Raw genomic sequence first — 25,960 nt, 5'->3', positions numbered from 1 at the left:
TGCCCGGGGTCGGGCGCCGCCGCTGAATTCGGTGGACAGCTTCCCCAGGATGGGGACGTGGAGTGGAACATCACCGAGGTCCCCGTCAGTCACCCGGACGCCGTCGCGATCATGCGCGAGTACATGGAGGAAGTCGCTTCGCGGTACTACGGCCGCCCGGTCACCGACGCGGAGATGGCGATCGCGCTGGCCGACGAGCCGGGCACCGACCTGGTCGCCCCGACCGGGGCGTTCCTGCTGGGATCGTGGGACGGTGTGCTCGCCGGCTGTGTCGGCACCCGCGTCCTCGAGCCGGGGGTCGGCGAGCTGACGAAGATATACGTCAAGCCCGCCCACCGCGGCTCGGGAGCGGCCCCGCGGCTGGTCGCGGCGGCCGAGGACGCCGCCCGCAGGCTCGGCGCGCGGCACATGCGGCTCGACACCCGCCACGACCTCGTCGAGGCCCGGGCGCTCTACGCGCGAACCGGGTACGCCGAGGTCGAGCCCTTCAACGACGACCAGTACGCCGAGCACTGGTTCGCGAAAAGCCTGGCCTAGCAACGCTCTTCCCGGCTTCGAGCAGCTCGTCGCCGATGTCGGGCTGGAGCTGGACCGCTGCGTCGTCAACGGCCGGGACGCAGGCCGAGCGGCTGGATGCGGACCTCGACGTCGACGGCGGCCGCCCCGGCGGGATCTGGCTGCGGGGCCGTGCGGATCGGTGACGAGCTGCGGCTGTGTGGCGGTCACCGCGGCGATCGCGATCACCGCGATGCCGAGTCACCGTCCAAACCGGACCGTGCGACGAAGTAGATCGACACCGCGAGGTGCTGCGGTGTGTCGGTTTCGTGGGAGAAACCGTCGCTGCCGAGCGTCAGGTTTGTCGTAGGCGCCCCGATGCGGGCCGCGCCCGGCGTGCCGGGGTTGATCGGGGCCGCGCCGACGACGGTCGGCAGGTCGCCGCCCCGCCCTGCTGCGCCTTCGCGTTCGTGTCGACCCGGCCCTGGACGTCCTCGATCGTGTCGTCCGCCGAGAGCGTGCCTTTCTGCCGCCCGACGATCGCGCGGTAGAGATACTTGTCGTCCGGGCTCGTCTGGATCCAGCCGCCGTTGGAGCCGGCGCCGTTCGAGTCGCTGTTCGGGCAGATCGCCTTGTTCTCGTCACCGGCCTAGACCAGCAGCCACTTCTTCGGCATACCCTCGGCGCGCGCCGCGAGATTCTTCGTCACCAGGTGTTTCGATCACATTCGTCTCCCTGTTCCCTTTCCGGGCGGAATGGCGCGCCGAACCACCGATTCGCCGGGGAATCGTTGGGGCACAACGGAAATTGTCACCAGCCAGGACCGCGAGATATTCGCGCCAAGCGGGCAAAGCGTTGCGCGCCACCATTGGTCCGAAAGGGTGGCCGCCGAGGTTGAGCAACGGGGACCACTCAGCGGCGTCACGGTTGGTCACAATGGCGCAGCCCCGGCGCCTGAACGCCGGGGCTGCTCGTTTACTTACTCGTTGTGAATTCCCGGGAACTCCGGGTCAGAATCGGTTGCCGCAGTCCGAGCAGAACATCGCGCCGGCCTTGTTGCTCTCGCTGCCGCAGCCGCCGCAGCGCACCTTCATCGCCAGCGCGGTGCCGCACGACTGGCAGAACTTGCCGCCTTCGGCCTTGAGGCCGCAGCCCGGGCAGGACACCTTCGCGCGGGTGTCGATGTCGAGACCGGACGTCCAGTCCCGCTCGCGGGCCTTGTCCCAGATCTGGTCGCGCTGCGCGGAAGCCTGCGCGCGCGAGATCTCCTCGGCGACGCTCGGCGAGCAGCGCAGGCACTGGCCGATCTCCTCGTTCCAGCACTGGTCGTGGCACATCCAGTCGCCGCAGCCGCGGCACTGCCGGAAGCTCGGGGTGATCTCCTTGACGGCCGCGGCCAGCGCGCGGTCCTTGGCGGGCGAGTTCGTCGCGCGGTCGTAGCGCCACTGGTCGGCCGAGTTGCTCAGGTCCCGCAGCGTCCCGCCGAAGAACGAGCCGACGGTGCGAAGCACGCTTCGCCCGGTTTCCATGTTGTCGCGCTGGAACGCGGAACGGAAACCGTTCCCACAGCGTTCACAGCGGAACTCGAACTGGTACCCCTGCGTGTTGGAGAGGTCCGAGAAGTTGTCCGTGAAGGGCACAGAGTCAGCCACAGCCCATCTTCCCCAGCCGACCGCGGTCACGGTGACGGAAGATTTGCCGACAACGGCTCGGCTACCGGACGTCACGACCGCGGGCGCGAAAACCGTTACACCGCACGCAAATCGGCCAAAAGCCGTCAAGTCTCCCCCTGAGCGGCGGCTGATCGCGAGACGATTTCCTGCTAGACGTGCGGTATGCCGATTTCCACCCGGATACGCACCCTCGCCGTCACTCTCGCGGCCCTGTCCACCTTCGCCGTCCCCGGCCCGGCCGAGGCGACCACCACGTCGCACGAGTTCGTCGCCCTGTCCGATGTCGCGCCGTCGATCCTGCAGGACATCCGCTACGCCACACCGCACAACTTCGTCGGCCGGCGCGTCGACGGGTACCTCGAGCCCACCTGCGTCCTGACCCGGCAGGCCGCCGAGGGCCTGCGCACCGCCCAGGCGCAGCTGCGGAAGCTGGGCTACACGCTCAAGGTCTACGACTGCTACCGGCCGCAACGCGCGGTCGACCACTTCGTGCGGTGGGCGAAGGACCTCGCCGACGAGAAGATGAAGGCCGAGTTCTACCCGAACGTCGCCAAGGACCGGCTCTTCGAGGACGGCTACATCGCCGAGAAGTCCGGGCACAGCCGCGGCAGCACCATGGACCTCACGCTCGTCAGGATCCCGCCGCGGCCGCAGCGGCCCTACTTCCCTGGCGAACCGCTGAGGCCGTGCTTCGCGCCGCAGGGCAGCCGCTTCCCCGACAACATGGTCGACATGGGCACGGGTTACGACTGCTTCGACCCGCTCGCCCACACCGACAACCCGGCGATCACGGGCATCGCGCGGCAGCACCGCGACCTGCTCCGGACCACCCTGATCGCGGCGGGCTTCCACAACCTGCCCGAGGAGTGGTGGCACTACACCCTGGACAACGAGCCGTTCCCGGACACGTACTTCGACTTCCCGGTGAGCCGCCACGGCCTCCCGTGAACGACGGTGCCCCCGGTCCACAGTGGACCGGGGGCACTTGCCCGGCTCTGCCCACCACAGCCCGGCGGCTGGGTGGGCACGGTCGGCGGCGGCGCGTCGCCGTGTACGGCGTCGAACCGGAGCAGGGTTGGGTTCTCCTCCGGCCCTGCACGCCGAGCTGGGCCGGGTTCTCGTACCGGATCCGCCCAGCGGCGACAGGAAATACAGCAGGTAGTCGGTGGTGTTAGCTCGCCTACGGGACGCTCCCGACGTCGAACCCGCTCGCTGAACGGCGGTGTGACGCCGCGGCCGTTCTCGGCGTGCACGAAAGCAGCGCAGGATCGCCCGGTCACTGGCAGCTCGGCGGCCGGGCCACCGCGGGTGCAGCGAGCAAGCTGGGCGGCGCCACGGCCGCGGCGACGGAACAGTCACCGCGGGCACGCCGGTAAACGGGAAGGGCCCCCGCCGGAAACCCGGCGGGGGCCCTTCTCGTGGATCAGCTTCGTCAGCGGAAGTCGCGGCCGAAGTCGTAGTCGTCCAGCGGGACCGCGGCACCGGTGCCCGTACCGAACACGTCCGGGGTGTAGTAGCCGTCGTCGTAGGACGGGATCGCGTACGCGGCGACCCGGGCCTCTTCCGTCGGCTGCACCTGGATGTTGCGGTACTTGTTGATGCCCGTACCGGCCGGGATCAGCTTACCGATGATCACGTTCTCCTTGAGGCCCACGAGCCGGTCCGAGCGGCCGTTGATGGCCGCGTCGGTCAGGACGCGCGTGGTCTCCTGGAACGACGCCGCCGACAGCCACGAGTCCGTGGTGAGCGACGCCTTCGTGATCCCCATCAGCACCGGACGGCCCGAAGCCGGCTCGCCGCCTTCGGAGACCGTCGAACGGTTGCGTGCCTCGAACTTGGTCCGCTCGGGCAGCTCGCCCGGCAGGAAGTCCGTGCCACCCGAGTCGATGACCGTCACCCGGCGCAGCATCTGCCGGACGATGACCTCGATGTGCTTGTCGTGGATCGACACACCCTGGGCCCGGTACACCTTCTGGACCTCGTCGGTGAGGTGCATCTGCGCCTCACGCGGGCCCATCACGCGCAGGACCTCGTGCGGGTCCGGGGTGCCCTCGAGCAGCTGCTGCCCGACGTTGACGTGGTCACCGTCGCCCAGCGGGCCGTTCGGGGTGTTGGCGAGCCGCTGACGCTTGGACAGCTTGTCGAAGACGATCTCTTCGCCGCCGTCGTCCGGGATCAGCGTGATCTTCCAGAACCGCTCGCTCTCCTCGATGCGCACACGGCCATCGACGTCGGCGATCGGCGCCTTGCCCTTCGGGACCCGGGCCTCGAACAGCTCCTGGACACGGGGCAGACCGGTCGTGATGTCGTCACCGGCGACACCACCCTGGTGGAACGTACGCATCGTCAGCTGCGTACCCGGCTCACCGATCGACTGGGCCGCGACGATACCCACGGCCTCGCCGACGTCGACGAGCAGACCGGTCGCCATCGAGCGGCCGTAGCAGGTCGCGCAGATGCCGACGGCCGACTCGCAGGTCAGCACCGAGCGGACCTTGACCTTCGAGATGCCGCTGGAGATCAGCTTGTCGATGGCCGGGTCGCCGATGTCGTCCGCGGCGTTCAGCACGACGTTGCCCTTGGCGTCCACCGCGTCCGTCGCGAGGTTCCGCGCGTACACGCTGGTCTCGACGTGCTGGTCACGCAGCACCTTGCCGTCGCCGATGTCCTCGCCGATCGGCATCATGATGCCGCGCGTGGTGCCGCAGTCGACCTCGCGGACGATGACGTCCTGCGAGACGTCCACCAGACGACGGGTCAGGTAACCCGAGTCGGCGGTACGCAGCGCCGTGTCCGCCAGGCCCTTGCGGGCACCGTGCGTCGCGATGAAGTACTCCGCCACCGACAGGCCTTCACGGAAGTTGGCCTTGATCGGACGCGGGATGTACTCACCCTTCGGGTTCGACACCAGGCCACGCATGCCGGCCAGCGACCGGACCTGCGTCATGTTGCCCGCCGCGCCCGACTTCACGATCATGGCGATCGGGTTGTCGTCCGGCAGCGCCGTCTCCATGATCTTGTGGACCTCTTCGGTGGCCTGCGTCCACACCTTGACGAGCTCGTTGTTGCGCTCGGTGTGCGACAGCTGACCACGCTGGTAGCGCTTCTCCACCTGGGAGGCCTTGCCCTCGTACTCGTCGAGGATGGCCTTCTTGCCCACAGGCACCAGGACGTCGGAGATCGCCACGGTGACACCCGACCGGGTCGCCCAGTAGAAACCGGCGTCCTTCAGCCGGTCCAGGGTCTGCGCGACCTGGGTCATCGAGTACCGCTCGGCGAGGTCGTTCACGATCGCGGCCTGCCGCTTCTTCGGCATCGGCTCGTTGATGAACGGGTAGTCCGCCGGCAGCAGCTCGTTGAACAGCACGCGGCCCAGGGTCGTCTCGGCCAGCCAGGTCTTGCCCGGCTCCCAGCCCTTTTCCGCGAGCCGGGCCTCGTCGGCCTTCGCCGGCTGACGGTCCTTGACGCGGATCTTGATCGGGGCGTGCAGGCTCAGCGCCTTGCGGTCGTAGGCCATGATGGCCTCGGCCGGCGAGGAGTACGCGCCGCCCGCGCCGTCGGCCTTCTCGTTGAGCCGGGTCAGGTGGAACAGGCCCGTCACCATGTCCAGTCGCGGCATGGCGAGCGGACGGCCCGACGCCGGCGACAGGATGTTGTTCGCCGACAGCATCAGGATCCGGGCCTCGGCCTGCGCCTCGGCCGACAGCGGCAGGTGCACCGCCATCTGGTCACCGTCGAAGTCCGCGTTGAACGCTTCGCAGACCAGCGGGTGCAGCTGGATGGCCTTGCCCTCGACCAGCTGCGGCTCGAAGGCCTGGATGCCGAGGCGGTGCAGGGTCGGCGCGCGGTTCAGCATCACCGGGTGACCGGTGATGACCTCTTCGAGCACGTCCCACACCTGCGGCCGCGAGCGCTCCACCATCCGCTTGGCGGACTTGATGTTCTGCGCGTGGTTCAGGTCGACCAGCCGCTTCATGACGAACGGCTTGAACAGCTCGAGCGCCATGTCCTTCGGCAGACCGCACTGGTGCAGCTTCAGCTGCGGCCCGACGATGATGACCGAACGGCCCGAGTAGTCGACGCGCTTGCCGAGCAGGTTCTGGCGGAACCGGCCCTGCTTGCCCTTGAGCAGGTCGGACAGCGACTTCAGCGGCCGGTTGCCCGGGCCGGTGACCGGACGGCCGCGGCGGCCGTTGTCGAACAGCGCGTCGACGGCCTCCTGCAGCATCCGCTTCTCGTTGTTGACGATGATCTCGGGCGCGCCGAGGTCGATCAGCCGCTTGAGGCGGTTGTTGCGGTTGATCACGCGGCGGTACAGGTCGTTCAGGTCCGACGTCGCGAACCGGCCACCGTCGAGCTGCACCATCGGGCGCAGGTCCGGCGGGATGACCGGGACGGCGTCGAGCACCATGCCGCGGGGGTCGTTGCCGGTGGCCTGGAAGGCCGCGACGACCTTGAGCCGCTTCAGCGCGCGGAGCTTCTTCTGCCCCTTGCCGTTGCGGATGGTGTCGCGCAGGTTGTCGGCTTCGGCCGCGACGTCGAACTCGGTGGCCAGCTTCTGGATGGCCTCCGCGCCCATGCCGCCGGTGAAGTACTCGCCGTAGCGGTCGACGAGCTCGCGGTAGAGCAGCTCGTCGGCGATCAGCTGACGGGTGTCGAGCTTCGTGAAGGTCGTCCAGACCTCTTCGAGGCGGTCCAGCTCGCGACCGGCGCGGTCACGCAGCTGACGCATCTCGCGCTCGCCGCCTTCCTTGACCTTGCGGCGGACGTCGGACTTGGCGCCCTCCGCCTCCAGCTCGGCCAGGTCGGCTTCCAGCTTCTGGGCGCGGGACTCGATGTCCGCGTCACGCTTGGTCTCGAGGTTCTTGCGCTCGACGCCGATCTCGTTCTCGAGGGTCGGCAGGTCGTTGTGGCGCAGCTCCGTGTTCACGCCCGTGATGACGTAAGCAGCGAAGTAGATGATCTTCTCGAGGTCCTTCGGCGCCAGGTCCAGCAGGTAGCCGAGGCGGGACGGAACACCCTTGAAGTACCAGATGTGGGTGACCGGTGCGGCCAGCTCGATGTGGCCCATCCGCTCACGGCGCACCTTGGCGCGGGTCACCTCGACGCCGCAGCGCTCACAGATGATGCCCTTGAAGCGGACGCGCTTGTACTTGCCGCAGTAGCACTCCCAGTCCCGGGTCGGGCCGAAGATCTTCTCGCAGAAGAGGCCGTCCTTCTCGGGCTTGAGCGTGCGGTAGTTGATGGTCTCCGGCTTCTTCACCTCACCGAAGGACCACTGGCGGATGTCGTCAGCGGTGGCAAGGCCGATGCGGAGCTCATCGAAGAAATTGACGTCCAGCACGTCTTTGCATCCCCTTGGGGTTGATTCGACTAGAGGGGTTGGCGGGCGAGCTGGGCCCGGAGGCGGTGTCCTTGCGGGACACCCGCACCCGGGTTACCCAGCTCAGCTCGCGATCAGTGCACGACGTCGTCCACCGAGGGCGACTCGTTGCGGGACAGGTTGATGCCGAGGTTCGCCGCCGCGCGCTCGAGGTCCTCGTCGTCGGAGTCGCGCATCTCGATGGCCGCACCGTCGCTGGAGAGCACCTCGACGTTCAGGCACAGCGACTGGAGCTCCTTGAGGAGCACCTTGAACGACTCCGGGATACCCGGCTCGGGGATGTTCTCCCCCTTGACGATGGCCTCGTACACCTTGACGCGGCCGACCACGTCGTCCGACTTGATCGTCAGCAGCTCCTGCAGCGTGTAGGCAGCGCCGTACGCCTGCATCGCCCAGCACTCCATCTCACCGAAGCGCTGGCCACCGAACTGCGCCTTACCACCCAGCGGCTGCTGCGTGATCATCGAGTACGGACCGGTGGAGCGGGCGTGGATCTTGTCGTCGACCAGGTGGTGCAGCTTCAGGATGTACATGTAGCCGACGGCGACCGGGTACGGGTACGGCTCGCCGGAGCGGCCGTCGAGCAGCGTGGCCTTGCCGTTCTCCTTGACCATGCGCTCGCCGTCGCGGTTCGGCTTGGTCGCCCCGAGCAGCCCGGTGAGCTCCTCTTCCTTCGCGCCGTCGAACACCGGGGTCGCGGTGTTCGTGCCGGGCGCGACGTCGTAGAGCTCCTCGTTGAGGTTCTTCGCCCAGTCGGGGTTGCCCTTGATCTCCCAGCCCTGCGAGGCCAGCCAGCCCAGGTGCAGCTCGAGGATCTGGCCGATGTTCATCCGTCGCGGCACACCGTGCGTGTTCAGGATGATGTCGACGGGCGTGCCGTCCTCCATGAACGGCATGTCCTCGGCCGGCAGGATCTTGCCGATGACGCCCTTGTTGCCGTGGCGCCCGGCGAGCTTGTCGCCCGGCTGGATCTTGCGCTTCTGGGCCACGTAGACGCGGACCAGCTCGTTGACGCCCGGGGGCAGCTCGTCGTCGTCCTCGCGCGAGAACACGCGGATGCCGATGACCTTGCCGGTCTCGCCGTGCGGCACCTTCAGCGAGGTGTCGCGGACTTCGCGGGCCTTCTCGCCGAAGATCGCGCGGAGCAGACGCTCTTCCGGCGTCAGCTCGGTCTCGCCCTTGGGCGTGACCTTGCCGACGAGGATGTCGCCGTCGCGGACCTCGGCACCGATCCGGATGATGCCGCGCTCGTCGAGGTCCGCGAGGACCTCTTCGGAGACGTTCGGGATGTCCCGGGTGATCTCCTCGGCGCCCAGCTTGGTGTCGCGGGCGTCGATCTCGTGCTCCTCGATGTGGATCGACGTGAGCACGTCGTCCTGCACCAGGCGCTCCGAGAGGATGATCGCGTCCTCGTAGTTGTGGCCCTCCCACGGCATGACCGCGACGAGCAGGTTCTTGCCGAGCGCCATCTCACCGTTTTCGGTGGACGGGCCATCGGCGATGACCTGACCCTGCTCGACCCGGTCGCCCTCGTTGACGATCGGGCGGTGGTTGAAGCAGGTGCCGTGGTTCGAGCGGCGGAACTTGTACAGTCCGTAGCTCTTCCGCGTGCCGTCGTCGTGCATGATCGTGATCAGGTCCGCCGAGAGCTCCTCGATGACACCCGACTGCTCGGCGACGAGCACGTCACCGGCGTCGACCGCAGCACGCAGCTCCACCCCGGTGCCGACGTACGGCGCCTGGTTGCGGAGCAGCGGCACGGCCTGGCGCTGCATGTTCGCACCCATCAGGGCGCGGTTCGCGTCGTCGTGCTCGAGGAACGGGATCATCGCCGTCGCGACCGAGACCATCTGCCGCGGCGAGACGTCCATGTAGTCGATGTCGAGCGGGTCGATCAGCTCGACCTCGCCGCCCTTGCGGCGGGCCATGACCCGGTCTTCGACGTAGGTGCCGTCGTCGGTGATCGGTGCGTTGGCCTGCGCCTTGACGTACCGGTCCTCCTCGTCCGCGGTCAGGTAGTCGACCTGGTCGGTGACCCGGCCCTCGACGACCTTGCGGTACGGCGTCTCGATGAAGCCGAACGGGTTGACCCGCGCGTAGGAGCAGAGCGAGCCGATCAGGCCGATGTTCGGGCCTTCCGGCGTCTCGATCGGGCACATCCGGCCGTAGTGCGACGGGTGGACGTCCCGGACCTCCATGCCGGCGCGCTCACGGGACAGACCACCCGGGCCGAGGGCCGACAGACGACGCTTGTGCGTCAGGCCCGACAGCGGGTTGTTCTGGTCCATGAACTGCGACAGCTGCGAGGTGCCGAAGAACTCCTTGATCGCCGCGCCGATCGGGCGGATGTTGATCAGGGTCTGCGGGGTGATCGCCTCGACGTCCTGCGTGGTCATGCGCTCACGCACGACTCGCTCGGTGCGCGACAGGCCGACCCGGATCTGGTTCTGGATCAGCTCGCCGACGGTGCGCAGGCGACGGTTGCCGAAGTGGTCGATGTCGTCGGTCTCGACCGGGATCTCGGTGCCGTTGTCGGCGTCCATCCGGTCCTCGCCGGCGTGCAGCCGGACCAGGTACTCGATGGTGGTGACGATGTCCTCTTCGGTCAGCGTCCCCGTGTCGTACGGCGTCGACAGGCCGAGCTTCTTGTTGACCTTGTACCGGCCGACCTTGGCCAGGTCGTAGCGCTTCGCCTTGAAGAACAGGTTCTCCAGCAGGGTCTGCGCGCTCTCCTTCGTGGGCGGCTCACCCGGGCGCAGCTTGCGGTAGATGTCGAGCAGGGCCTCGTCGGTGCCGGCCGTGTGGTCCTTCTCGAGGGTCGCCAGCAGCGTCTCCGAGAAGGAGAAGCGCTCGCGGATCGCCTCGGTGGTCCAGCCGAGCGCCTTCAGCAGCACGGTGACCGGCTGGCGGCGCTTGCGGTCGATCCGGACGCCGACGGTGTCGCGCTTGTCGACGTCGAACTCGAGCCACGCGCCGCGGCTCGGGATCACGCGGACGCTGAAGACGTCCTTGTCGGTCGTCTTGTCGACGTCCTTCGAGTAGTAGACGCCCGGCGAGCGGACCAGCTGGGACACGACGACACGCTCGGTGCCGTTGATGATGAAGGTGCCCTTGTCGGTCATCACCGGGAAGTCGCCCAGGAAGACCGTCTGGCTCTTGATCTCGCCCGTGTTGTTGTTGACGAACTCCGCCGTGACGAACAGCGGGGCCGCGTACGTCATGTCCTTGTCCTTGCACTCCTCGATCGAGGCCTTGACCTCGTCGAAGCGCGGAGCGGAGAAGGACAGGGACATCGAGCCGGAGAAGTCCTCGATCGGGGAGATCTCGTTGAGGACCTCTTCGAGGCCGCCGACCGGGTTTTCTTCACCTTCTTCGACACGGCGTTCGAACCACGCTTCGTCCCCGGTGAACCACTGGAACGACTGGATCTGGACGTCGAGCAGGTTGGGGGTGTTGAGCGGTTCGCGAATCTTTGCGAAGGAAACCCGCTTGGGCGCGCCGGGGATTCCCGTGGACTCCGAGCGAGATTCAGCCGAGGTGGTCGCAGCAGTGGCCTGGTTCGCGGGAGAGACTGCCAAGATGCGTCCTTCCGGGGACATGAGCGGTGACGGCCGCCATAGCAACAGCTATGAGCGACTGTCAAGGGTGCCGTGTGCCCACTATCCTAACTACCGGCTCCGGGCAGCCTGAAAGAGGGCAGCGCAAAGAGGCAGTCTAGCCCGAACGGCGCGGTCTGTCCAGGGGGCGCTCCCGATGGGGCCCAGCCTGCTTCGCGACGTCTTCAGGTATGCCTCCAGGCGACCCGGTTGTCCCTCCCGCAAGGGCTGCCGGTTTCGCCGTCGGGAGTAAGCGTGAACCCACCGGGCGCGAGAGTCAAGATGCCACACGGGGGTCCCGCCGGTTGGCGCAGCGTGGAAGTAGGTCTGCGGAGCGTGAGCGGCCGAATATCCTCCCAGCTACCGGCCAGTAGCGCCACCACTGTCCGCTGGACCTGCGGGTTTGCCGAGTTCTTGTGCCGTGCGGCCGGCGTTCCGGACCACTTCGGACGGCCCCGGGTTCCGCCATCGGTGGCGTGTCGCGGCGGTTTGCGTGAGCGGTTGACGCCCCGCGGGGGCGACGTCACACCCGCACCAGGAGTCCCGCGCGCCCCGGCCCGTCCGGGCTCTTCCCGGGGCTTCCCGGCGCCTCCGCGGGGGTCGGTGGTCCGGTCGGCCGCCGTCGTCGGTGACGGGGGTGCTGGAGGTCGCCGAGAGCCGCCGAGACGGGTCCGGCGGGGCGAGCGGAGTGACTCGGGCGGGTCACAGCTCGCCCACCGGTCCTCCGGGGCCGTCGACCGGTCGTGCCGAGGTGCTCGGACCCGGCCGGTGAGCCGGGACCCACGTCGGCTCGTTGGGGGCGCCGAGTGCCGTCAGCCGGGCGTGTCGGGCCGCTCAGGCGCGGCCGGTGAGCCCGACCCACTCCGGCAGTGGCTCGCACGCCTCGAGCCACTGGTCCGGGATCGGCGTGCCGTCCGCGGCCAGGACGCCGCCCACGATGGCGGACACCGTGTCGACGTCCTCGGCCACCTGGGCCGCCGTCCAGAGGGCGTCGGTGAAGTTGTCGCCGAAGCGGGCCGCGATCCACAGGGCCAGCGGGACCGTGTCGTGCGCGGCCGTCTCGCGGCCCGTGCCCAGCTTGGCGGCCGCCTCGCGGGCGTCGGAGAACTTCAGGGCCCACGTCAGCCCGTCGCGCACCCGGCCGGGCGGGACCAGCGGGATCACCTCGTCCAGCAGGTCCGCGCCGGCCAGTCCGGGCGACGCGGCCCGCAGCGCGGCCGCCGCCGCGACGGCCACCGCGCCCGCGACGCCTTCGAAGTGCGAGTGCGTCACCACCGCGGACAGCTCGGCCTGGCGCAGCGCCTGCGGCAGCTGGTCGCAGAACCACGCGCCCAGCGGGGCCACGCGCATCGCGCCGCCGTTGCCCCAGGAGCCGCGGCCGTCGCGCTCGGCGACCTCCGGCCACGGCTGACCGGCCTTGATCCGGGTCAGGCGCCACTCCGCGCCGGGGCCGTAGCCGCGGCCGGGGTCGAAGTGCTCGGCGAACGAGGCGGCGAGGGCGTCCTGGTCGAGGTGGCCGTGCCGCGCCAGGACGGCGACGATCGAACACGCCATCTCGGTGTCGTCGGTCCAGGTCCACGGCGCGGCCGGCAGTCGCCGGCCGGCGACGTCCGGGTGGTCGCCGGGCAGGAGTATCTGCGCACCGAAGGCGTCACCGACCGCTAGGCCGACGAGGCTGGCGTGCGCCTGCTCGAATCCCATCGGCCCACCGTAGCGGCGGGACTACCGCCCGCTGCGCACCGCCGGCGCCCCGGGATCGACGAGCGGCAGCGCCCGTCGCCCGGCGGCTTTTACTTGGTCGGAGACGGCGAAGCCGGGGCCGACGACGACGGCGCCGCGGTCGCGGCCGGCACCTTGGGCGCGTTGTACGTGTCCATGTCCGTGATCTTCCACTTGTCGCCCTGGAGCTGGGCGTTCAGGTGGAGCTGGGCGGTGCCGGCGGTCGTCTTCTTGGTGTCCGTGCGGGTCGAGGTCTGGTCGACGAAGACCATCACCTTCGCCAGGTCGTCGTTGAGCATGATCACCGCGGCCCGGGTGACCTTGCACGTCACGATCATCTTCTGGGCCGGCGCGAGCCGCTTCACCTCGCCCATGAGCGAGTTGTACTTGTTACGGACGTCGTCGTTGGCGAGCAGGTCGTTCGCCGCGTCCTCGGTCTTCTTGATGTTGTTGAAGTCGTAGGAGAACAGGGACTCGGCCGCCTTCGAGACGGCGTCCTTCACCTGCGCGGTCTTCGCGACGTCCAGCAGCGCGGTGTTGCTGGTCGCGTTCGAGACCTGGACCTCTTCCATCTTGAAGAAGAACGCCAGCCCGCCCAGGACCAGCGCGACGAGCACCAGCGCGCCGGCCACGAGGTACGGCCGCTGCGCGCGGGACGTCGCGAGCCCCGCCGGCTTGTCGGCGGACTCCTCGGGGACCTCGTCGACCTCGGTCGGCTTCGCGATCCCGGTGTCGCGCTTCTTCCGCCGCGGCGCCGGGCGGACCGGCTCGGCCTCGACGTCGGCGTCCGCGGGAGCCGCCGGCTCACCCGTGAGCGCGTCGACCTTCGGGTCCTCGTCGGTGCCGATCGCGGCGAACACGGCGGTGTCCTCGGCGGGCGCCGTGGCGAAGCCGCCAGCCGTTTCGAACGGCTCCTCGACCGGCGGCTTCGCCACGGGCCGGGGCACCGGCCGCGGTGCCGGGCGCGGCCGCGGCTTGCGCGTCTCGGCCGGCGGCGAAGCGGACTCGGGCACGGCGGGAAGCTGGCCGGTCCGCTCGGCGGGCGACTCGTCCGTCGAGGGCTTGCGCAGCCCGGCCACGCGGGGCCGGCGCACCGGCGGGGTGCTGCGGGGCGGCTGGCGGCGGGAGGGGGGCACTACAGCTCCTTCTGGGTGACGCTCTACTGGCCGGCCGCGACGAGGGGGACGCTGTCGATGCCGGACAGCTTCCAGTCGTCGCCCACGCGGGTCATCGACACTTCGAGGCGCAGCGGCTTCGCGCTGCTCTTGTCCCCCTGCGTGACGGTCGTGGCGATCGCGGCGAGGAAGCTGGCCTTGCCTTCGTGGTCGTCGAGCTCCTCGACGGCGATGTCCTGGACGTCGGTGGTGACCTTGGTCTTGGCGTCCGAGAGGGCTTTGCGGAACGTCGGCGCCGACTGGTCGATCTGCTGCGACATCGTGGCGTCCGAGACGGACTTCTGCCGGGCGAAGAAGCCGTCCAGGTCCTGGTAGTCGACCTCGGTGTAGGCCTTCAGCGCGTTGGTGCCCGCCTTGACGACGGCTTCGCGCGAGGCGGCCAGCCCGGCGTTGGAGTCGGACGCGGCCGCCCACCACTGGATCCCGAAGAGCGCGGCGGCGATCAGCGCGGCCAGTGCCAGCGCCGCGGCCCCGAGCACCAGGATCCGCGAGGAGGACTCGTTCGGCGACGACGCCGCCGAAGACGCCCCGGCTTCCTCTTCGGGCTCCGCCACCGCGACGGCGGCCCGCTCGTCCGAACTCATAACACTCCAGGGTAGGTAACGGTCATCAAGTCCGCGTCAGGCGAGCCCGAGCAGCGAACCCAGGCTGTTGAGGCTGACGCCGGGGCTGCCGATGATGCCGGGCACGCCCCGCGTGTTCCGCTCCTCGGCCAGCTCGTCGGCCGGCCGGTTCGCGTTCGCCGCGACGTCGCTGTTGCTCGGCGCCACCGGCACCCCGTTGTACGGGGCGTTCTGTGCGCCGCGCACGTTGATCGGGCTGCCCTTCGGTTCGGCACAGTACGCGTCTTCCTTCGCCGGCTTCGCCGAAAGGTCGGCCCCCGTCCGGTACTGCTGGTACGGGATGTAGCCCTTGGTGCAGGCCGGCGGGTTGAAGAGGTTGAGCACCAGCCCGAGGTGCGCGGTGCCGTCACCCGGCGCCACGCTGCTGGCCGCGCCGGCCAGCGCCGGGTAGGTCACCAGGCCCTGCTCGATGCCGTCCAGCCGGGTCACGGTCAGGTTGGCCGTGGTGAGCAGGTTCGCCGTCAGCGCACCCAGGCCCGGGCCGGACTCGGCCAGCACCTGGCTGATCTGCGACGCCACCTGCGGCGTGATGCCGATGAGCTTGCGCAGGTCGCCGTCGGAGTTCTTCAGCGTGCCGGTGAGCTCGTTGAGGCTCTTGCTGAACGACGCGAAGTTCTGCGCCTCGTCGTTCTGCGTGTCGAGCACCTGGCCGCCGGCGTCGAGCAGCTGGATCGTCTGCGGCAGGTACTGCTGCGCCGTCGTGGTGAAGCTGCGCGCGGTGTCGAGCAGCTTCTGCAGGTCGCCGCCGGTGCCCTGGAAGGCGTCGTAGGACTCGTCGACGACGGTGCGCAGCGAGTCGACCGGGACCGACGCCGCGAGCGAGTCGAGGTCGCCGATCAGCCGGTCGGTGCTGACCGGGGTGGTCGTCTTGTTCGCCGGGATGACCGAGCCCGCCGCGAGGTACGGACCCTTTTCGCCCTTGGGCCGCAGGTCGACGTACTGCTCACCGACGGCCGAGCGGTTGGCGACGACGGCGTCGAGGTCCGCGGGGACCTGCGGCGCCGACGGGTCGATGTCGAGGTCCGCCTCCAGGCCGGTCTGGGTGAGCCGCAGCTCCCCCACCCGGCCGACGTTGAAGCCGCGGTAGGTGACCTCGGCGTTGGTGAAGATGCCGCCCGACTCGTTGAGCTCGAGCTTCACCGTGTAACCGCTGTTGCCGAACACCGTGCCGAGCCCGGCGAACCGGATCAGCGCGTACACGATGGCGGCGATCGAGATGATCGCGAACGCGACCAGCTGGAACCTCGTCCTGCGCACCAGCATCAGCCGTTACCTCCCGACAGGAGACCGAAGAGCCCGGACAGGCCGGACGACTTCCCGGGTTGACCCGTCTGACCGCTGTCACCGGGGATCGGCAGCGGCGGCGGCTGGTTGGCGGGCGTGCCCTCGACGCCACCGGTCAGGCCCGGGAGCGGGAGCTGCCCGTTCAGGATGTTCTGCCGGCTGTTGCCCAGGTTGCTGACGATGTTCTGCAGGTTCAGGTCCACCTTGGCGTACAGGTTGAAGTAGTCGCCCTTGACGCCGTTGACGGCCTGGTCGCTGAACGGGAACGTCAGCAGGATCTGCAGTGCCTTCGGCAGGTCGTTGCCCGCCTCGCCGAGCTTCTGCAGCGTCGGCGTCAGCGCCTTCAGGTCGGCGACGAGGTCCTTCTGCGACGCGTTCACCGTCTCGGTGGCCACGCCGGAGAGGTTGTTCAGCGCGTTGAGCATCGTGACGAGCTGGCCGCGCTGCGACTCGAGCACGCCGAGGCCGGGCCCGAGGTTGTCGACCGCGCCGACCAGCTTGTCCTTCTGGTCGTTGAGCGTCGAGGAGAGCCGGTTGAGCCCGTCGAGGGCGCGGGTGATGTTCTTCGACTGGTTGTCCAGGTTGGTGACCAGCAGGTTCGCGTTGTCCAGCAGCGCCTTGATGTCCGGCTCGCGGCCCGACGTGGCGTTGTTGAGCTCCTTGGTGATGGTGTTGAGCTGGTCGACACCACCGCCGTTGAGCAGCAGGGACAGCGCGCCGAGCAGCTCCTCGACCTCGACGCTGCGGTTCGTCCGGGCCAGCGGGATCGTCGCGTTGTCGGCGAGTTTGCCCTGGGCCTGGTCGTCACCGGGCGAGGCCAGCTCGACGTACTTCTCGCCGAGCAGGCTGGACTGCTTCACGTTGGCCAGCGCGTTGGCCGGCAGCTTGACGTCGCCGTTGACCTTGAGGGTCACCAGCGCGTGCCAGCCGTCCTTGGTGAGGCCGACGTTCTCGACCTGCCCGATCGGCACCTCGTTGACCTTCACGCCCGCCTTCGGCGTCAGGTCGAGGACGTCCCGGAACTCGACGTTCACCGTGTACGGGTGGTCGCCGAGGTCGGCGCCGCCGGGCAGCGGCAGGTCGTAGATGCCCTTGAACGAGCAGCCGGTGAGCACCAGTGCGGACGCCGTCACCAGCGCTCCGACGGTCAGCAGCTTCCTCACTGGCCACCTCCGAAGAGCTGCCCGGCGATGGGCAGCGGCAAGGGCGGCAGCTGACCGGACTGCAGGGCCTGCAGGGTCTGCGCCAGGGACGGCAGCGGGATCACCTTGTCGACCACGCCGGCGATGTTCTCGCAGGCGTTGCCGAGCACGTCCGGGATGCTGTTGGTGCCGACCTGCTTGAGCAGCCGGCAGATCATCACCAGCGGCGGCTGGGTCAGCTCGTTGAGGTTCGGCCGGGCGTCGAGCGTGCCGGCCGCGCCGTTGTAGGTGTTGACCAGGTTGCTCAGGCCGACCGGCGCGACGTCGAGGATCTCGGCGAGCGAGCTGCGCTGGTCGACGAGCACGTTGGTGATGCCGGCCAGCTTGTCCACATTGGACTTGAGCCGGTCGTGGTTCTGGTCGATGAACGCCTGCACCGAGGTGAGCGTGGTGCCCAGCTGCTGCACGGTCGCGGCCAGGTTGTCCTTTTCGGACGCCAGGTAGCCGCTGACGTCGGCGAGCTGGCCCTCGAAGGTGCGGACCTGGCTGTCGGAGTCGGCCAGCGACTGCGAGAACTTGCCGAGGTTCTCGACCGTGGAGAACAGGTCGTCCTTGTTGCCGGCCAGCGTGCCGGCCGCCTGGCCGAGCTTGGTGATCGTGTCGTGCAGGGCCTGGCCGTTGCCGTCGACGTTGGCCGCCGCGGTGTTCAGCAGGTTCGACAGCGACCCCTGCTTGTTGACGCCGTTGGGGCCGAGGGTCTCGCTGACCTTGGCCAGGCTGGCGGCGAGCTGGTCGACCTCGAGGGGCACCTCGGTGCGGTCGAGGCCGATGACGGCGCCGTCGGAGATCCGCGGGCCGCCGGTGTAGGCCGGGGCCAGCTGGACGTAGCGGTCCGAGACCAGCGACGGCGCCACGATCAGCGCCTTGGCGTCGGCCGGGACGGCGACCGAGCGGTCGTACTCGAAGTCGACCTTCACCTGGTTGCCCATGGGCTGGATCTTGGTGACCGTGCCCATGTCGACGCCGAGCATCCGCACGCTGTTGCCCTCGTACAGGCCGACGGTGCCGGCGAAGTACGCGGTCAGGTGGTTGCGGCCGGCGTCCTTGAGCGTCCACCAGATCCCGCCGGCGACGACGAGCGCGAGGACGATCGCGATGGTGAAGCCCCGGGTCAGGGACTGGCCGAAGCGGGTGTCACTCATTTCGTGTAGCACCCCTCTTCGTTGAGCGGACCGAACGACGGCAGGACCAGGCCGCAGATGTAGTTGTCGAACCAGCGGCCGTTGCCGATGGTGTTGGTGAAGACGCGGATGAACGGCGCGAACTTCGCGATGCCCTGGCCCAGCGCGTCCTGGTTGCGCTGCAGCATCGACGTCAGCTGGTCGAGCTGGGTGAGCACCGGGTCCAGCTGCTTGCCGTTGTCGTCGATCAGGCCCTGCAGCTGCGTCGCCAGCTCGCGGGAGCCGTTGAGCAGCGACGTGATCGCGTCCTCGCGCTTGGCCAGCTCGCCGAGCAGCGCGTTGCCGTCGGTGAGCAGCTTCTGCACCTCGGCGTCGCGGTCGACGAGCGTCTGCGACACCTCGCGGGTGTTGGCCAGCAGGTTCGACAGCTGGCTGTCGCGCGAGGCGATCGTGTCGGACAGCTTCGACAGCCCCGACAGCGCGCCCTTCACGTCCTGCGGCGTGTTGGCGAAGGTCCCCGAGATGGTGTCGAAGCTCTGCGCCAGCTGCTTGGTGTCGATGTCGTCGACGGTCTGCGAGAGGCCGCGGAACGCGTCGAGAACGTCGTAGGGGGCCATCGTGCGGTCCCGCGGGATGGCCGCGCCCGGGTTGAGCGCGCCCTCACCTTGCGGGTCCAGCGACAGGTACTTCTGCCCGAGCAGCGTCTTGATCTTGATCGCGGCGCTCGTCCGGTCGCCCAGCCAGGCGTCCTTGACCTTGAACGACACCTTCACCGACGCGCCGTCGAGCGCGATGTCGCTGATCTTGCCGACCTTGACGCCGGCGATCCGGACGTCGTTGTCGGTCTGCAGCCCGGACGCCTCGCTGAACTCGGCGGTGTAGGTCGTGCCGCCGCCGATCACCGGCAGGTCCTCGGAGTTCAGCGCGGCGATGAACGCCAGCGCGAGGACGGCGATGCCGACCAGCGCGATCGGGACGGGGTTGCGCTTCTGGAAGGACTTCATCCCGTGCACCTCTCCCGGTTGAGGGGCACCAGCGGGATCGCGACGTTGTTGATCAGTGGCGGCAAGCTGACGCTCCCGGAGAACTCGCAGGCGTAGAAGTTGAACCAGGAGCCGTAGTCCGCGGTGCGGGTCAGCGTGCTGACCTTCTCCGGCAGGAACTGGATGAAGTGCTCCAGCTCCGGCTCGTTCTTGTTGAGCTTGTCGGTCAGCGTGCCCAGCGCGCTGATGTCGTTCTTCAGCGGTTCGCGGGCCTCGCCGAGCAGGCCGGACGTCGTCTGCGCCAGGTTGCCGAGGCTCTCGATCGCGTCGCCGATCGGCTTGCGGTCCGCGGCCAGCCCGGACACCAGCTGCTGCAGCTTCACGATCAGGTCGTTGAGCTGCGGGGTGTGCGCGTTGACCGTGTCGAGCACCGAATTGAGGTTGTCGATGACCTGGCCGATGACCTGGTCCTTGTCAGCGATCGTGGTGGCCAGCGACGCGGTGTGCGACAGCAGGCTCTCCACGGTGCCGCCCTCGCCCTGCAGGACCTGGATGACCTCGTAGGACAGCTTGTTGACGTCGTCCGGGTTGAGCGCGGTGAACAGCGGCTTGAAGCCGTTGAACAGCTCGGTCAGGTCCAGCGCCGGCTGGGTCCGGTCCAGCGGGATGGTGCCGCCGGGGCCGAGCGTCTTGCCGGAGGTGTCGGCCCCCTCGCCGAGCGAGACGTAGCGCTGGCCGACCAGGTTGCGGAACTTGATCTGCGCGGTCACCCCGGCCGGCAGCTGCCGGCCGGCGTCGACCTCGAACTCGACCTCGGCCTGGCGCTTGTCGACGATCTTGACGTCCTTGACCTGCCCGACCCGGACGCCGGCGATGCGGACGTCGTCGTTGGGCAGCAGGAGCGTCGCGTCGGTGAAGCGCGCCTTGTAGGCGTTGGTGCTGGTCGTGTTGATGTTGGCGATGCTGATCCCGAGGATCGTCGTGAACAGCACGGTGACGACCACGAAGACGCCGAGCTTGATCAGCGGTGCGAGCAGTCCCCTCACTTGACCGTCACCTCCGCGCCCCGGTACAGCGGGCCGACGAGCAGCGCGCTCCAGCTGGGGACGTCCGCGGCGTTCATGCCGAGCTGCGGGCCGAGCAGGTCGGCCAGGAAGCCCTGCTCCGCCGTGGAGTAGGCCAGGTCGCCACCGGAACCGTTGCTGCCGGTGGCGTCGGCCTTGAAGTTGGCCGGGTTGAGGCCTTCACCGACGGTCTTCGGCGCGGTCTGGTGGATCGTGCCGTCCTTGAAGGCGCCGTCCGGCGGCTCCGAGGGGAACGGGTTCGGCAGCTTGTCCGAGTCGTAGCACCGCGGGCCGCGCTTGTCGTCGAAGCGCGGCTCTTCCTTGCCCGCTTCGTACGGCGCGCGCGGCACGACGACCTCGATCGTCGCGTGCAGGCCGGGCTGGTTCGTGCCCTTGCCCAGCGCCTGGTCGATCAGCGGGACGTTCTTGGCCATCTGGGAGATCACGCAGGGGTACTCCGGCGCGTACTTCGCCAGCAGCTCGGCCGTCGGCCGGGCGGTGGAGGCGAGGGAGATGATGTTGTCCTTGTTGTTCTGCAGGAACGTCTGCAGGTCCACGGACGCCTGGGTCAGGGTGCCGTAGAGGTTCGACAGGTTCTGCTGCTGGTCGACCACGGTGCGGGTCGTCGTGCTCAGGTTGTCGAGGCTCTGCACCAGGTCCGGCGCCGAGTCCTTGAGGTGGTCGGAGAACTCCGCGAGCGCCTTGAGGTTGTGCTGCAGCTCCGGCTCGTGCGGGTTCAGCTCGCCGATGTAGCTGCCCAGCTGGGTGAGCGTGTCACCGAGCTGGTCGCCGCGGCCGGACAGCGCGGTCGAGATCGCGGTGAGCGTCGCCGACAGCTTCTGCGGCTGGACCGCCTGCAGCACCGGCAGCAGGTGCGAGAACGCCTGCTCCAGCTCGACCGCGCTCGACGTCCGGTCCTGCGGGATCACGTCGCCGTTGGCGAGCGTCTTCGCCGACGGCTTGGCGGGGATCTCCAGCGAGACGAAGCGCTCACCGAAGAGCGTCTTCGGCAGGAACCGCGCCGAGACGTTCTCCGGGATCAGCTTCGCCGACTCCGGGTTCAGCGCGAGCGTCAGCTCCGCGCCGTCGGCGGTGGCCGAGATGTCCTTCACCGAGCCGACGATGAGCCCGCGGACCTTGACGTCGGACTGCTGGATCAGCTGGTTGCCGATCTTGTCGGCCCGCAGCTTCACCGTGACGAACGAGGTGAAGGCCTTGTCGTAGAGCGCGATGGAGAGCGCCACGCCGCCGACCATCACGGCGACCAGCAGCAGGCCCAGCAGCCTGCGTCGCAACGTGGTCATCCCGCGATCCTTACCGTGACGTCGGTTCCCCAGATGGCGAAACCGATGAAGAAGTTCATGATCGAGACCGTGACGATCGAGAGCCGGACCGCCTTGCCCACCGCGACGCCGACACCGGCCGGGCCACCGGTCGCCCGGTACCCGAAGTAGCAGTGCGACAGGATGATCAGGACGCTGAAGAGCAGCACCTTGATGAACGAATAGAGCACGTCCTGCGGTGGCAGGAACAGGTCGAAGTAGTGGTCGTAGGTACCGGCCGACTGGTTGTAGATGTAGATCACGACCAGTCTCGACGCGAGGTACGAGCTCAGCAGGCCGATGATGTAGAGCGGGATGACCGCGACGAACCCGGCGATGATCCGGGTCGTCACCAGGTACGGCAGGCTCGGCACGCCCATCACCTCGAGCGCGTCGATCTCCTCGGAGATCCGCATCGCGCCGAGCTGCGCGGTGAACCCGGCGCCGACCGTCGCGCTCAGGGCGAGGCCGGCGACCAGCGGCGCGATCTCGCGGGTGTTGAAGAACGCCGTCAGGAAGCCGGTGAAGGCCGACGTCCCGATCGAGTTCAGCGCCGAGTAGCCCTGGAGGCCGACGAGGACACCGGTGAACAGCGTCAGGCCGACCATCACGCCGACCGTGCCGCCGATGACCGCCAGCGAGCCGGAACCGAAGCTCACCTCGGCCAGCAGCCGGAGGACTTCCTTGGTGTAGCGGCGCAGGGTCCGCGGCGTCCACAGCAGCGCGCGGCCGTAGAACGACATCTGGTCACCGAGGGTGTCCAGCGTCTGGAGCGGTCGGTTGGCGACGCGTTTCGCGCCCTGGAGGAACGTCATGGCGCTAGTCCAGCTTTCCGGGCACGATCTGCAGGTAGATCAGGGTGATCACGAAGTTCACGACGAACAGCATGAGGAACGTGATGACCACCGACTGGTTCACCGCGTCCCCGACGCCCTTGGGGCCGCCGGTGGGGTTGAGACCCCGGTAGGACGCGACGACGGCGGCGATGAACCCGAAGATCAGCGCCTTCAGTTCACCGACCCACAGGTCGGGCAGCTGGGCCAGGGCCGAGAAGCTCGCCAGGTACGCACCCGGCGTCCCGCCCTGCAGCACGACGTTGAAGAAGTAGCCGCCCAGCACGCCGATGACGCTGACCATGCCGTTGAGCAGCAGCGCGACGAGCATCATCGCGAGGGTGCGCGGGACGATCAGCCGCTGCACGGCGGAGACGCCCAGCACCTCCATCGCGGCGATCTCTTCGCGGATGGTCCGGGCGCCGATGTCGGCGCAGACGGCCGAGCCGCCCGCGCCCGCCACCAGCAGCGCGGTGACCAGCGGGCTGGCCTGCTGCACGGTGGCGAGCACGGAGCCCGCGCCGGTGTAGGACTGCGCGCCCAGCTGGCGGGCGAGCGAACCGAACTGCAGCGAGATGACCGCGCCGAAGGGGATGGCCACGAGAGCCGTCGGCAGGATCGTCACGCTCGCGATGAACCAGGCCTGCTGGATGAACTCCCGCAGCTGGAACGGGCGCTGGAAGATGCCACGAACGATGTCGAGGCCGAGGGCGAACAGGTTCCCGGTTTCGCGGAGGATGCCGATCCCGGGGATCTTCGCCTGTGAAGCGGGAGAGCTCACCTGCCACCTGGCCCGTTGTTCGGCGGCGGGGGCATCCGGTGCGAGCCACCGGGTCTCGGCTGCTGGCCGCCGGGAATCCGGGCGACCTGGTCGGCGGGCAGCTGGCCGTGGTGCTGGTTCGGGACGCCGTCACCCTGGCGCGCGCCGGCCGGGACCTGCTGCTGTTGCTGCTGGGCCTGCGCCACCTGCCGCGGGCTGACGCCGTAGTGGCGCTGCTCCTCGGGGCTCAGCGAGGCGATGATGCTCTGCTGCGCGGCGTCCGGCAGCCGGTGCATGATCTCCATGACCCGGTCCTTGCGGCGGACCGCGCCCATCCGGGTCGGCACCCCCGGCGTCGTCTGCATCTGCGGCGGCACGCCGGTGACGTCCTCGACGCCGCCCGCGTGGTGCCCGGCGTCGAACATCGCCTGCTCGGCGGCCATCTGTGCGGAATCCTTCTCCTCGGACATGCCGATCGGACCCTGCATCTTGCCGTTGAGGAACTGCTTGACGACCGGCTCCTCGCTGGTCAGCAGCACCTCGCGCGGGCCGAACATGACCAGTTCCTTGCGGAAGAGCATGCCGAGGTTGTCCGGCACGGTCCGGGCCAGGTTGATGTTGTGCGTGACGATCAGGAACGTCGCGTCGATCTGCGCGTTGACGTCGAGGAACAGCTGCGAGATGTAGGTGGTGCGGACCGGGTCGAGGCCGGAGTCCGGCTCGTCGACGAGGATGATCTCGGGGTCCAGCACGAGCGCGCGGGCCAGGCCGGCGCGCTTGCGCATCCCGCCGGAGATCTCGCCCGGCAGCTTCTTGTCGGCGCCGGCGAGACCGGTCATCTCGAGCTTCTCGCGGACGATCTGCCGGATCTCGGTCTCGGACTTCTTCGTGTGCTCCCGCAGCGGGAACGCGACGTTGTCGTAGAGGTTCATCGAGCCGAACAGCGCGCCGTCCTGGAAGAGGACGCCGAAGAGCTTCCGGATCTCGTAGAGCTTGTGCTCGGAGCAGGTGACGATGTCCACCCCGTTGATCACGCAGCGGCCGCGATCCGGCTTGAGCAGCCCGATCATCGACTTGAGGAACACCGACTTACCGGTTCCCGACGGGCCGAGCATCGCCGACACCTCGCCCGGAGGCAGCGTCAACGTGACGTCCCGCCAGATGGCCTGCTTACCGAAGGACTTCGTCAGACCTTCGATGACCACCTCGGCACCCATCGCACCTCCAGGAGCTGTTCCGCGTCATTGCGCCCGCTGCCACACCCATGCCACCCCACGTCGGCGGCGGATGTGGGCCTCCGGGCCCCGAGAACCCGCGTCAACCAGGTGCAACGAGCTGAGTGCGAACAGGTTACTCACGAGTTTTCTTTTCTGGCCAGCCCCGACGGCATCGTCACCCCGCCGTGATCGGCAACTAGCGGCAACTTAGTCGACGGAATGCGTGGTCGCAGGGCAACTGAGCCCCGAACCCACGATTTAGGGACCCCGGGGCCGACCGGACACCGCTCCTAGGGGATCGCACAGCGAAGGGGCGGGCACCCGGTGGGTGCCCGCCCCTTCACGAGGTGGTGCGTAGGCGCTTAAGCGCCCGAAATCACTTGATGGAGATCTTGGCGCCCGCAGCCTCGAGCTTCTCCTTGGCGGCCTCGGCGGCCTCCTTGTCGACCTTCTCCAGGAGGGCCTTGGGAGCGGCCTCGACCAGCTCCTTGGCCTCCTTCAGGCCCAGACCCGAGACGACCTCGCGGACGACCTTGATGACCTGGATCTTCTTGTCGCCCGCACCCTCGAGGATGACGTCGAACTCGTCCTGCTCCTCGACCGGGGCGGCAGCGGCGGCGACCGGCGCGGCGGCAGCGGCCGGGGCAGCGGCGGTGACGTCGAAGGTCTCCTCGAACTCCTTCACGAACTCGGACAGCTCGAGGAGGGTGAGCTCCTTGAAGGCGTCGATCAGCTCGGCGGTGCTCAGCTTCGCCATGATGGCTTCCTCTCAGAAAAACGAACTAAGAAACGTTCGGGATGGGGGGTGGATCAGCTCTCGGCGGGTGCTTCGGCTGCTTCGGTACCGGTGGCGTTGCGCTGCTTCTCCTCCAGCGCGGCAGCCAGGCGGGCGACCTGGGACGCCGGCGCCTGGAACAGCGCGGCGGCCTGGGACAGCTTCGCCTTGAACGCGCCCGCCGCCTTGGCGAGCAGGACCTCACGGCTGTCGAGATCGGCGATCTTGTTGATCTCGTCCACGGACAGCGCTTTGCCGTCCATGTAGCCGCCCTTGATCACAAGCGCGTTGTTGTCCTTCGCGAAGTCGCGAAGCGCCTTGGCGGCGTCGACCGCTTCACCCTCGACGAAGGCGATGGCGGTCGCGCCGACGAACAGGTCTTCGAGCCCCGTGACGCCGGCGTCCTCGGCGGCCCGCTTGACGAGGGTGTTCTTCGCGACCCGGTACTTGGCACTGGTGCCGAGAGCGCGGCGCAGCTGAGACAGCTGGGACACGGAGAGGCCGGTGTACTGGGTAACGACGGTGGCCGAGCTGCTGCGGAAGCTCTCCGCGATCTCGGCGACGGCCGCCACCTTGTCGGGCTTCGCCATGGTCGCCTCCTCTCTTGGCTAGTGTTTCCACTGGCCCGAAGAGCCCCCGAAACGACAAAACGCCCTCGCGCAACAGGCGCGGGGCGTTGATGGGCACACGAGTGTGTCCGGCCTCGTTCCTCCTGCGCGGGCCGCCCGGCGATGC

General features: G+C 68.7%; 20 protein-coding genes and 1 pseudogene. 3 read left to right on the top strand and 18 right to left on the bottom strand.

The features are described from left to right. Positions 1-57 precede the first annotated feature (57 nt). Both OHS58_RS40795 and OHS58_RS40790 read left to right on the top strand, forming a co-directional pair. Positions 58-537, top strand: a complete 480-nt coding sequence (locus OHS58_RS40795) for a GNAT family N-acetyltransferase (RefSeq protein WP_328645894.1) — start codon at positions 58-60, stop codon at positions 535-537. A 35-nt stretch (positions 538-572) separates the two neighbouring features. Next, on the top strand, positions 573-701 hold the full coding sequence (locus OHS58_RS40790; RefSeq protein WP_328645893.1) for a hypothetical protein: 129 nt from the start codon (positions 573-575) through the stop codon (positions 699-701). A 54-nt stretch (positions 702-755) separates the two neighbouring features. Here OHS58_RS40790 and OHS58_RS40785 read toward each other — a convergent pair. Then, positions 756-1,141: pseudogene (locus tag OHS58_RS40785) on the bottom strand (hypothetical protein); the annotation flags it as partial. 364 nt (positions 1,142-1,505) lie between these two features. Continuing rightward, the gene (locus tag OHS58_RS40780; RefSeq protein WP_247060500.1) at positions 1,506-2,147 is read right to left on the bottom strand and encodes a zinc ribbon domain-containing protein; all 642 of its coding nucleotides are present in this window, start codon (positions 2,145-2,147) and stop codon (positions 1,506-1,508) included. Positions 2,148-2,330: 183 nt separating this feature from the next. Between OHS58_RS40780 and OHS58_RS40775 the strand changes: the two genes are divergently transcribed. Continuing rightward, complete coding sequence (locus OHS58_RS40775; protein WP_326956091.1) at positions 2,331-3,116, top strand: M15 family metallopeptidase; 786 nt, start codon at positions 2,331-2,333, stop codon at positions 3,114-3,116. Between the two features lie 484 nt (positions 3,117-3,600). Here OHS58_RS40775 and OHS58_RS40770 read toward each other — a convergent pair whose 3' ends face one another. The 16 genes from OHS58_RS40770 to rplJ form a co-directional block, all read right to left on the bottom strand. After that, positions 3,601-7,512 (bottom strand): DNA-directed RNA polymerase subunit beta', encoded by a 3,912-nt coding sequence (locus OHS58_RS40770; RefSeq protein ID WP_326946007.1) that lies wholly within the window; start codon positions 7,510-7,512, stop codon positions 3,601-3,603. 113 nt (positions 7,513-7,625) lie between these two features. Further along, complete coding sequence (rpoB, locus tag OHS58_RS40765) at positions 7,626-11,129, bottom strand: DNA-directed RNA polymerase subunit beta (RefSeq protein WP_247060497.1); 3,504 nt, start codon at positions 11,127-11,129, stop codon at positions 7,626-7,628. Between the two features lie 852 nt (positions 11,130-11,981). Beyond that, the gene (locus OHS58_RS40760; RefSeq protein ID WP_328645892.1) at positions 11,982-12,848 is read right to left on the bottom strand and encodes an ADP-ribosylglycohydrolase family protein; all 867 of its coding nucleotides are present in this window, start codon (positions 12,846-12,848) and stop codon (positions 11,982-11,984) included. A gap of 89 nt (positions 12,849-12,937) precedes the next feature. Next, positions 12,938-13,945, bottom strand: a complete 1,008-nt coding sequence (locus OHS58_RS40755; RefSeq protein WP_328649935.1) for a hypothetical protein — start codon at positions 13,943-13,945, stop codon at positions 12,938-12,940. An 80-nt stretch (positions 13,946-14,025) separates the two neighbouring features. Next, positions 14,026-14,625: a hypothetical protein gene (locus OHS58_RS40750; protein WP_247060493.1), complete on the bottom strand. Its 600-nt coding sequence runs from the start codon at positions 14,623-14,625 to the stop codon at positions 14,026-14,028. A 36-nt stretch (positions 14,626-14,661) separates the two neighbouring features. Next, the gene (locus OHS58_RS40745) at positions 14,662-15,927 is read right to left on the bottom strand and encodes an MlaD family protein (protein WP_328645891.1); all 1,266 of its coding nucleotides are present in this window, start codon (positions 15,925-15,927) and stop codon (positions 14,662-14,664) included. Then, positions 15,927-17,111 (bottom strand): MCE family protein, encoded by a 1,185-nt coding sequence (locus tag OHS58_RS40740; protein WP_326956092.1) that lies wholly within the window; start codon positions 17,109-17,111, stop codon positions 15,927-15,929. The genes OHS58_RS40745 and OHS58_RS40740 overlap by 1 nt, the downstream gene beginning before the upstream one ends. Then, positions 17,108-18,292 carry an MCE family protein gene (locus OHS58_RS40735; protein WP_326946003.1) on the bottom strand — a complete coding sequence of 395 codons (1,185 nt, stop codon included), beginning with the start codon at positions 18,290-18,292 and terminating at the stop codon, positions 17,108-17,110. Before OHS58_RS40735 ends, OHS58_RS40740 begins: the two co-directional genes overlap by 4 nt. Beyond that, complete coding sequence (locus OHS58_RS40730) at positions 18,289-19,275, bottom strand: MCE family protein (RefSeq protein ID WP_326946002.1); 987 nt, start codon at positions 19,273-19,275, stop codon at positions 18,289-18,291. The genes OHS58_RS40735 and OHS58_RS40730 overlap by 4 nt, the downstream gene beginning before the upstream one ends. After that, positions 19,272-20,300, bottom strand: coding sequence for an MCE family protein (locus OHS58_RS40725; RefSeq protein ID WP_326946001.1), 1,029 nt, complete (start codon positions 20,298-20,300; stop codon positions 19,272-19,274). Before OHS58_RS40725 ends, OHS58_RS40730 begins: the two co-directional genes overlap by 4 nt. Further along, complete coding sequence (locus OHS58_RS40720; RefSeq protein WP_328645890.1) at positions 20,297-21,622, bottom strand: MCE family protein; 1,326 nt, start codon at positions 21,620-21,622, stop codon at positions 20,297-20,299. The genes OHS58_RS40725 and OHS58_RS40720 overlap by 4 nt, the downstream gene beginning before the upstream one ends. Beyond that, positions 21,619-22,455, bottom strand: a complete 837-nt coding sequence (locus tag OHS58_RS40715; protein ID WP_003060266.1) for an MlaE family ABC transporter permease — start codon at positions 22,453-22,455, stop codon at positions 21,619-21,621. Before OHS58_RS40715 ends, OHS58_RS40720 begins: the two co-directional genes overlap by 4 nt. A gap of 4 nt (positions 22,456-22,459) precedes the next feature. Beyond that, positions 22,460-23,254 (bottom strand): MlaE family ABC transporter permease, encoded by a 795-nt coding sequence (locus OHS58_RS40710; RefSeq protein ID WP_247060481.1) that lies wholly within the window; start codon positions 23,252-23,254, stop codon positions 22,460-22,462. Next, positions 23,251-24,450: an ABC transporter ATP-binding protein gene (locus OHS58_RS40705; protein WP_326945999.1), complete on the bottom strand. Its 1,200-nt coding sequence runs from the start codon at positions 24,448-24,450 to the stop codon at positions 23,251-23,253. Before OHS58_RS40705 ends, OHS58_RS40710 begins: the two co-directional genes overlap by 4 nt. Positions 24,451-24,826: 376 nt before the next feature. Then, a complete protein-coding gene (gene rplL, locus OHS58_RS40700) occupies positions 24,827-25,207 on the bottom strand; it encodes a 50S ribosomal protein L7/L12 (RefSeq protein WP_247060479.1) in 381 nt (126 codons plus the stop codon). A 53-nt stretch (positions 25,208-25,260) separates the two neighbouring features. Continuing rightward, the gene (rplJ, locus tag OHS58_RS40695; protein WP_247060478.1) at positions 25,261-25,815 is read right to left on the bottom strand and encodes a 50S ribosomal protein L10; all 555 of its coding nucleotides are present in this window, start codon (positions 25,813-25,815) and stop codon (positions 25,261-25,263) included. Positions 25,816-25,960: the final 145 nt, after the last annotated feature.

This window comes from Amycolatopsis sp. NBC_00348, assembly GCF_036114655.1.
Taxonomy (GTDB): Bacteria; Actinomycetota; Actinomycetes; order Mycobacteriales; family Pseudonocardiaceae; genus Amycolatopsis.
This window is presented reverse-complemented; position numbering and strand designations above follow the sequence as displayed.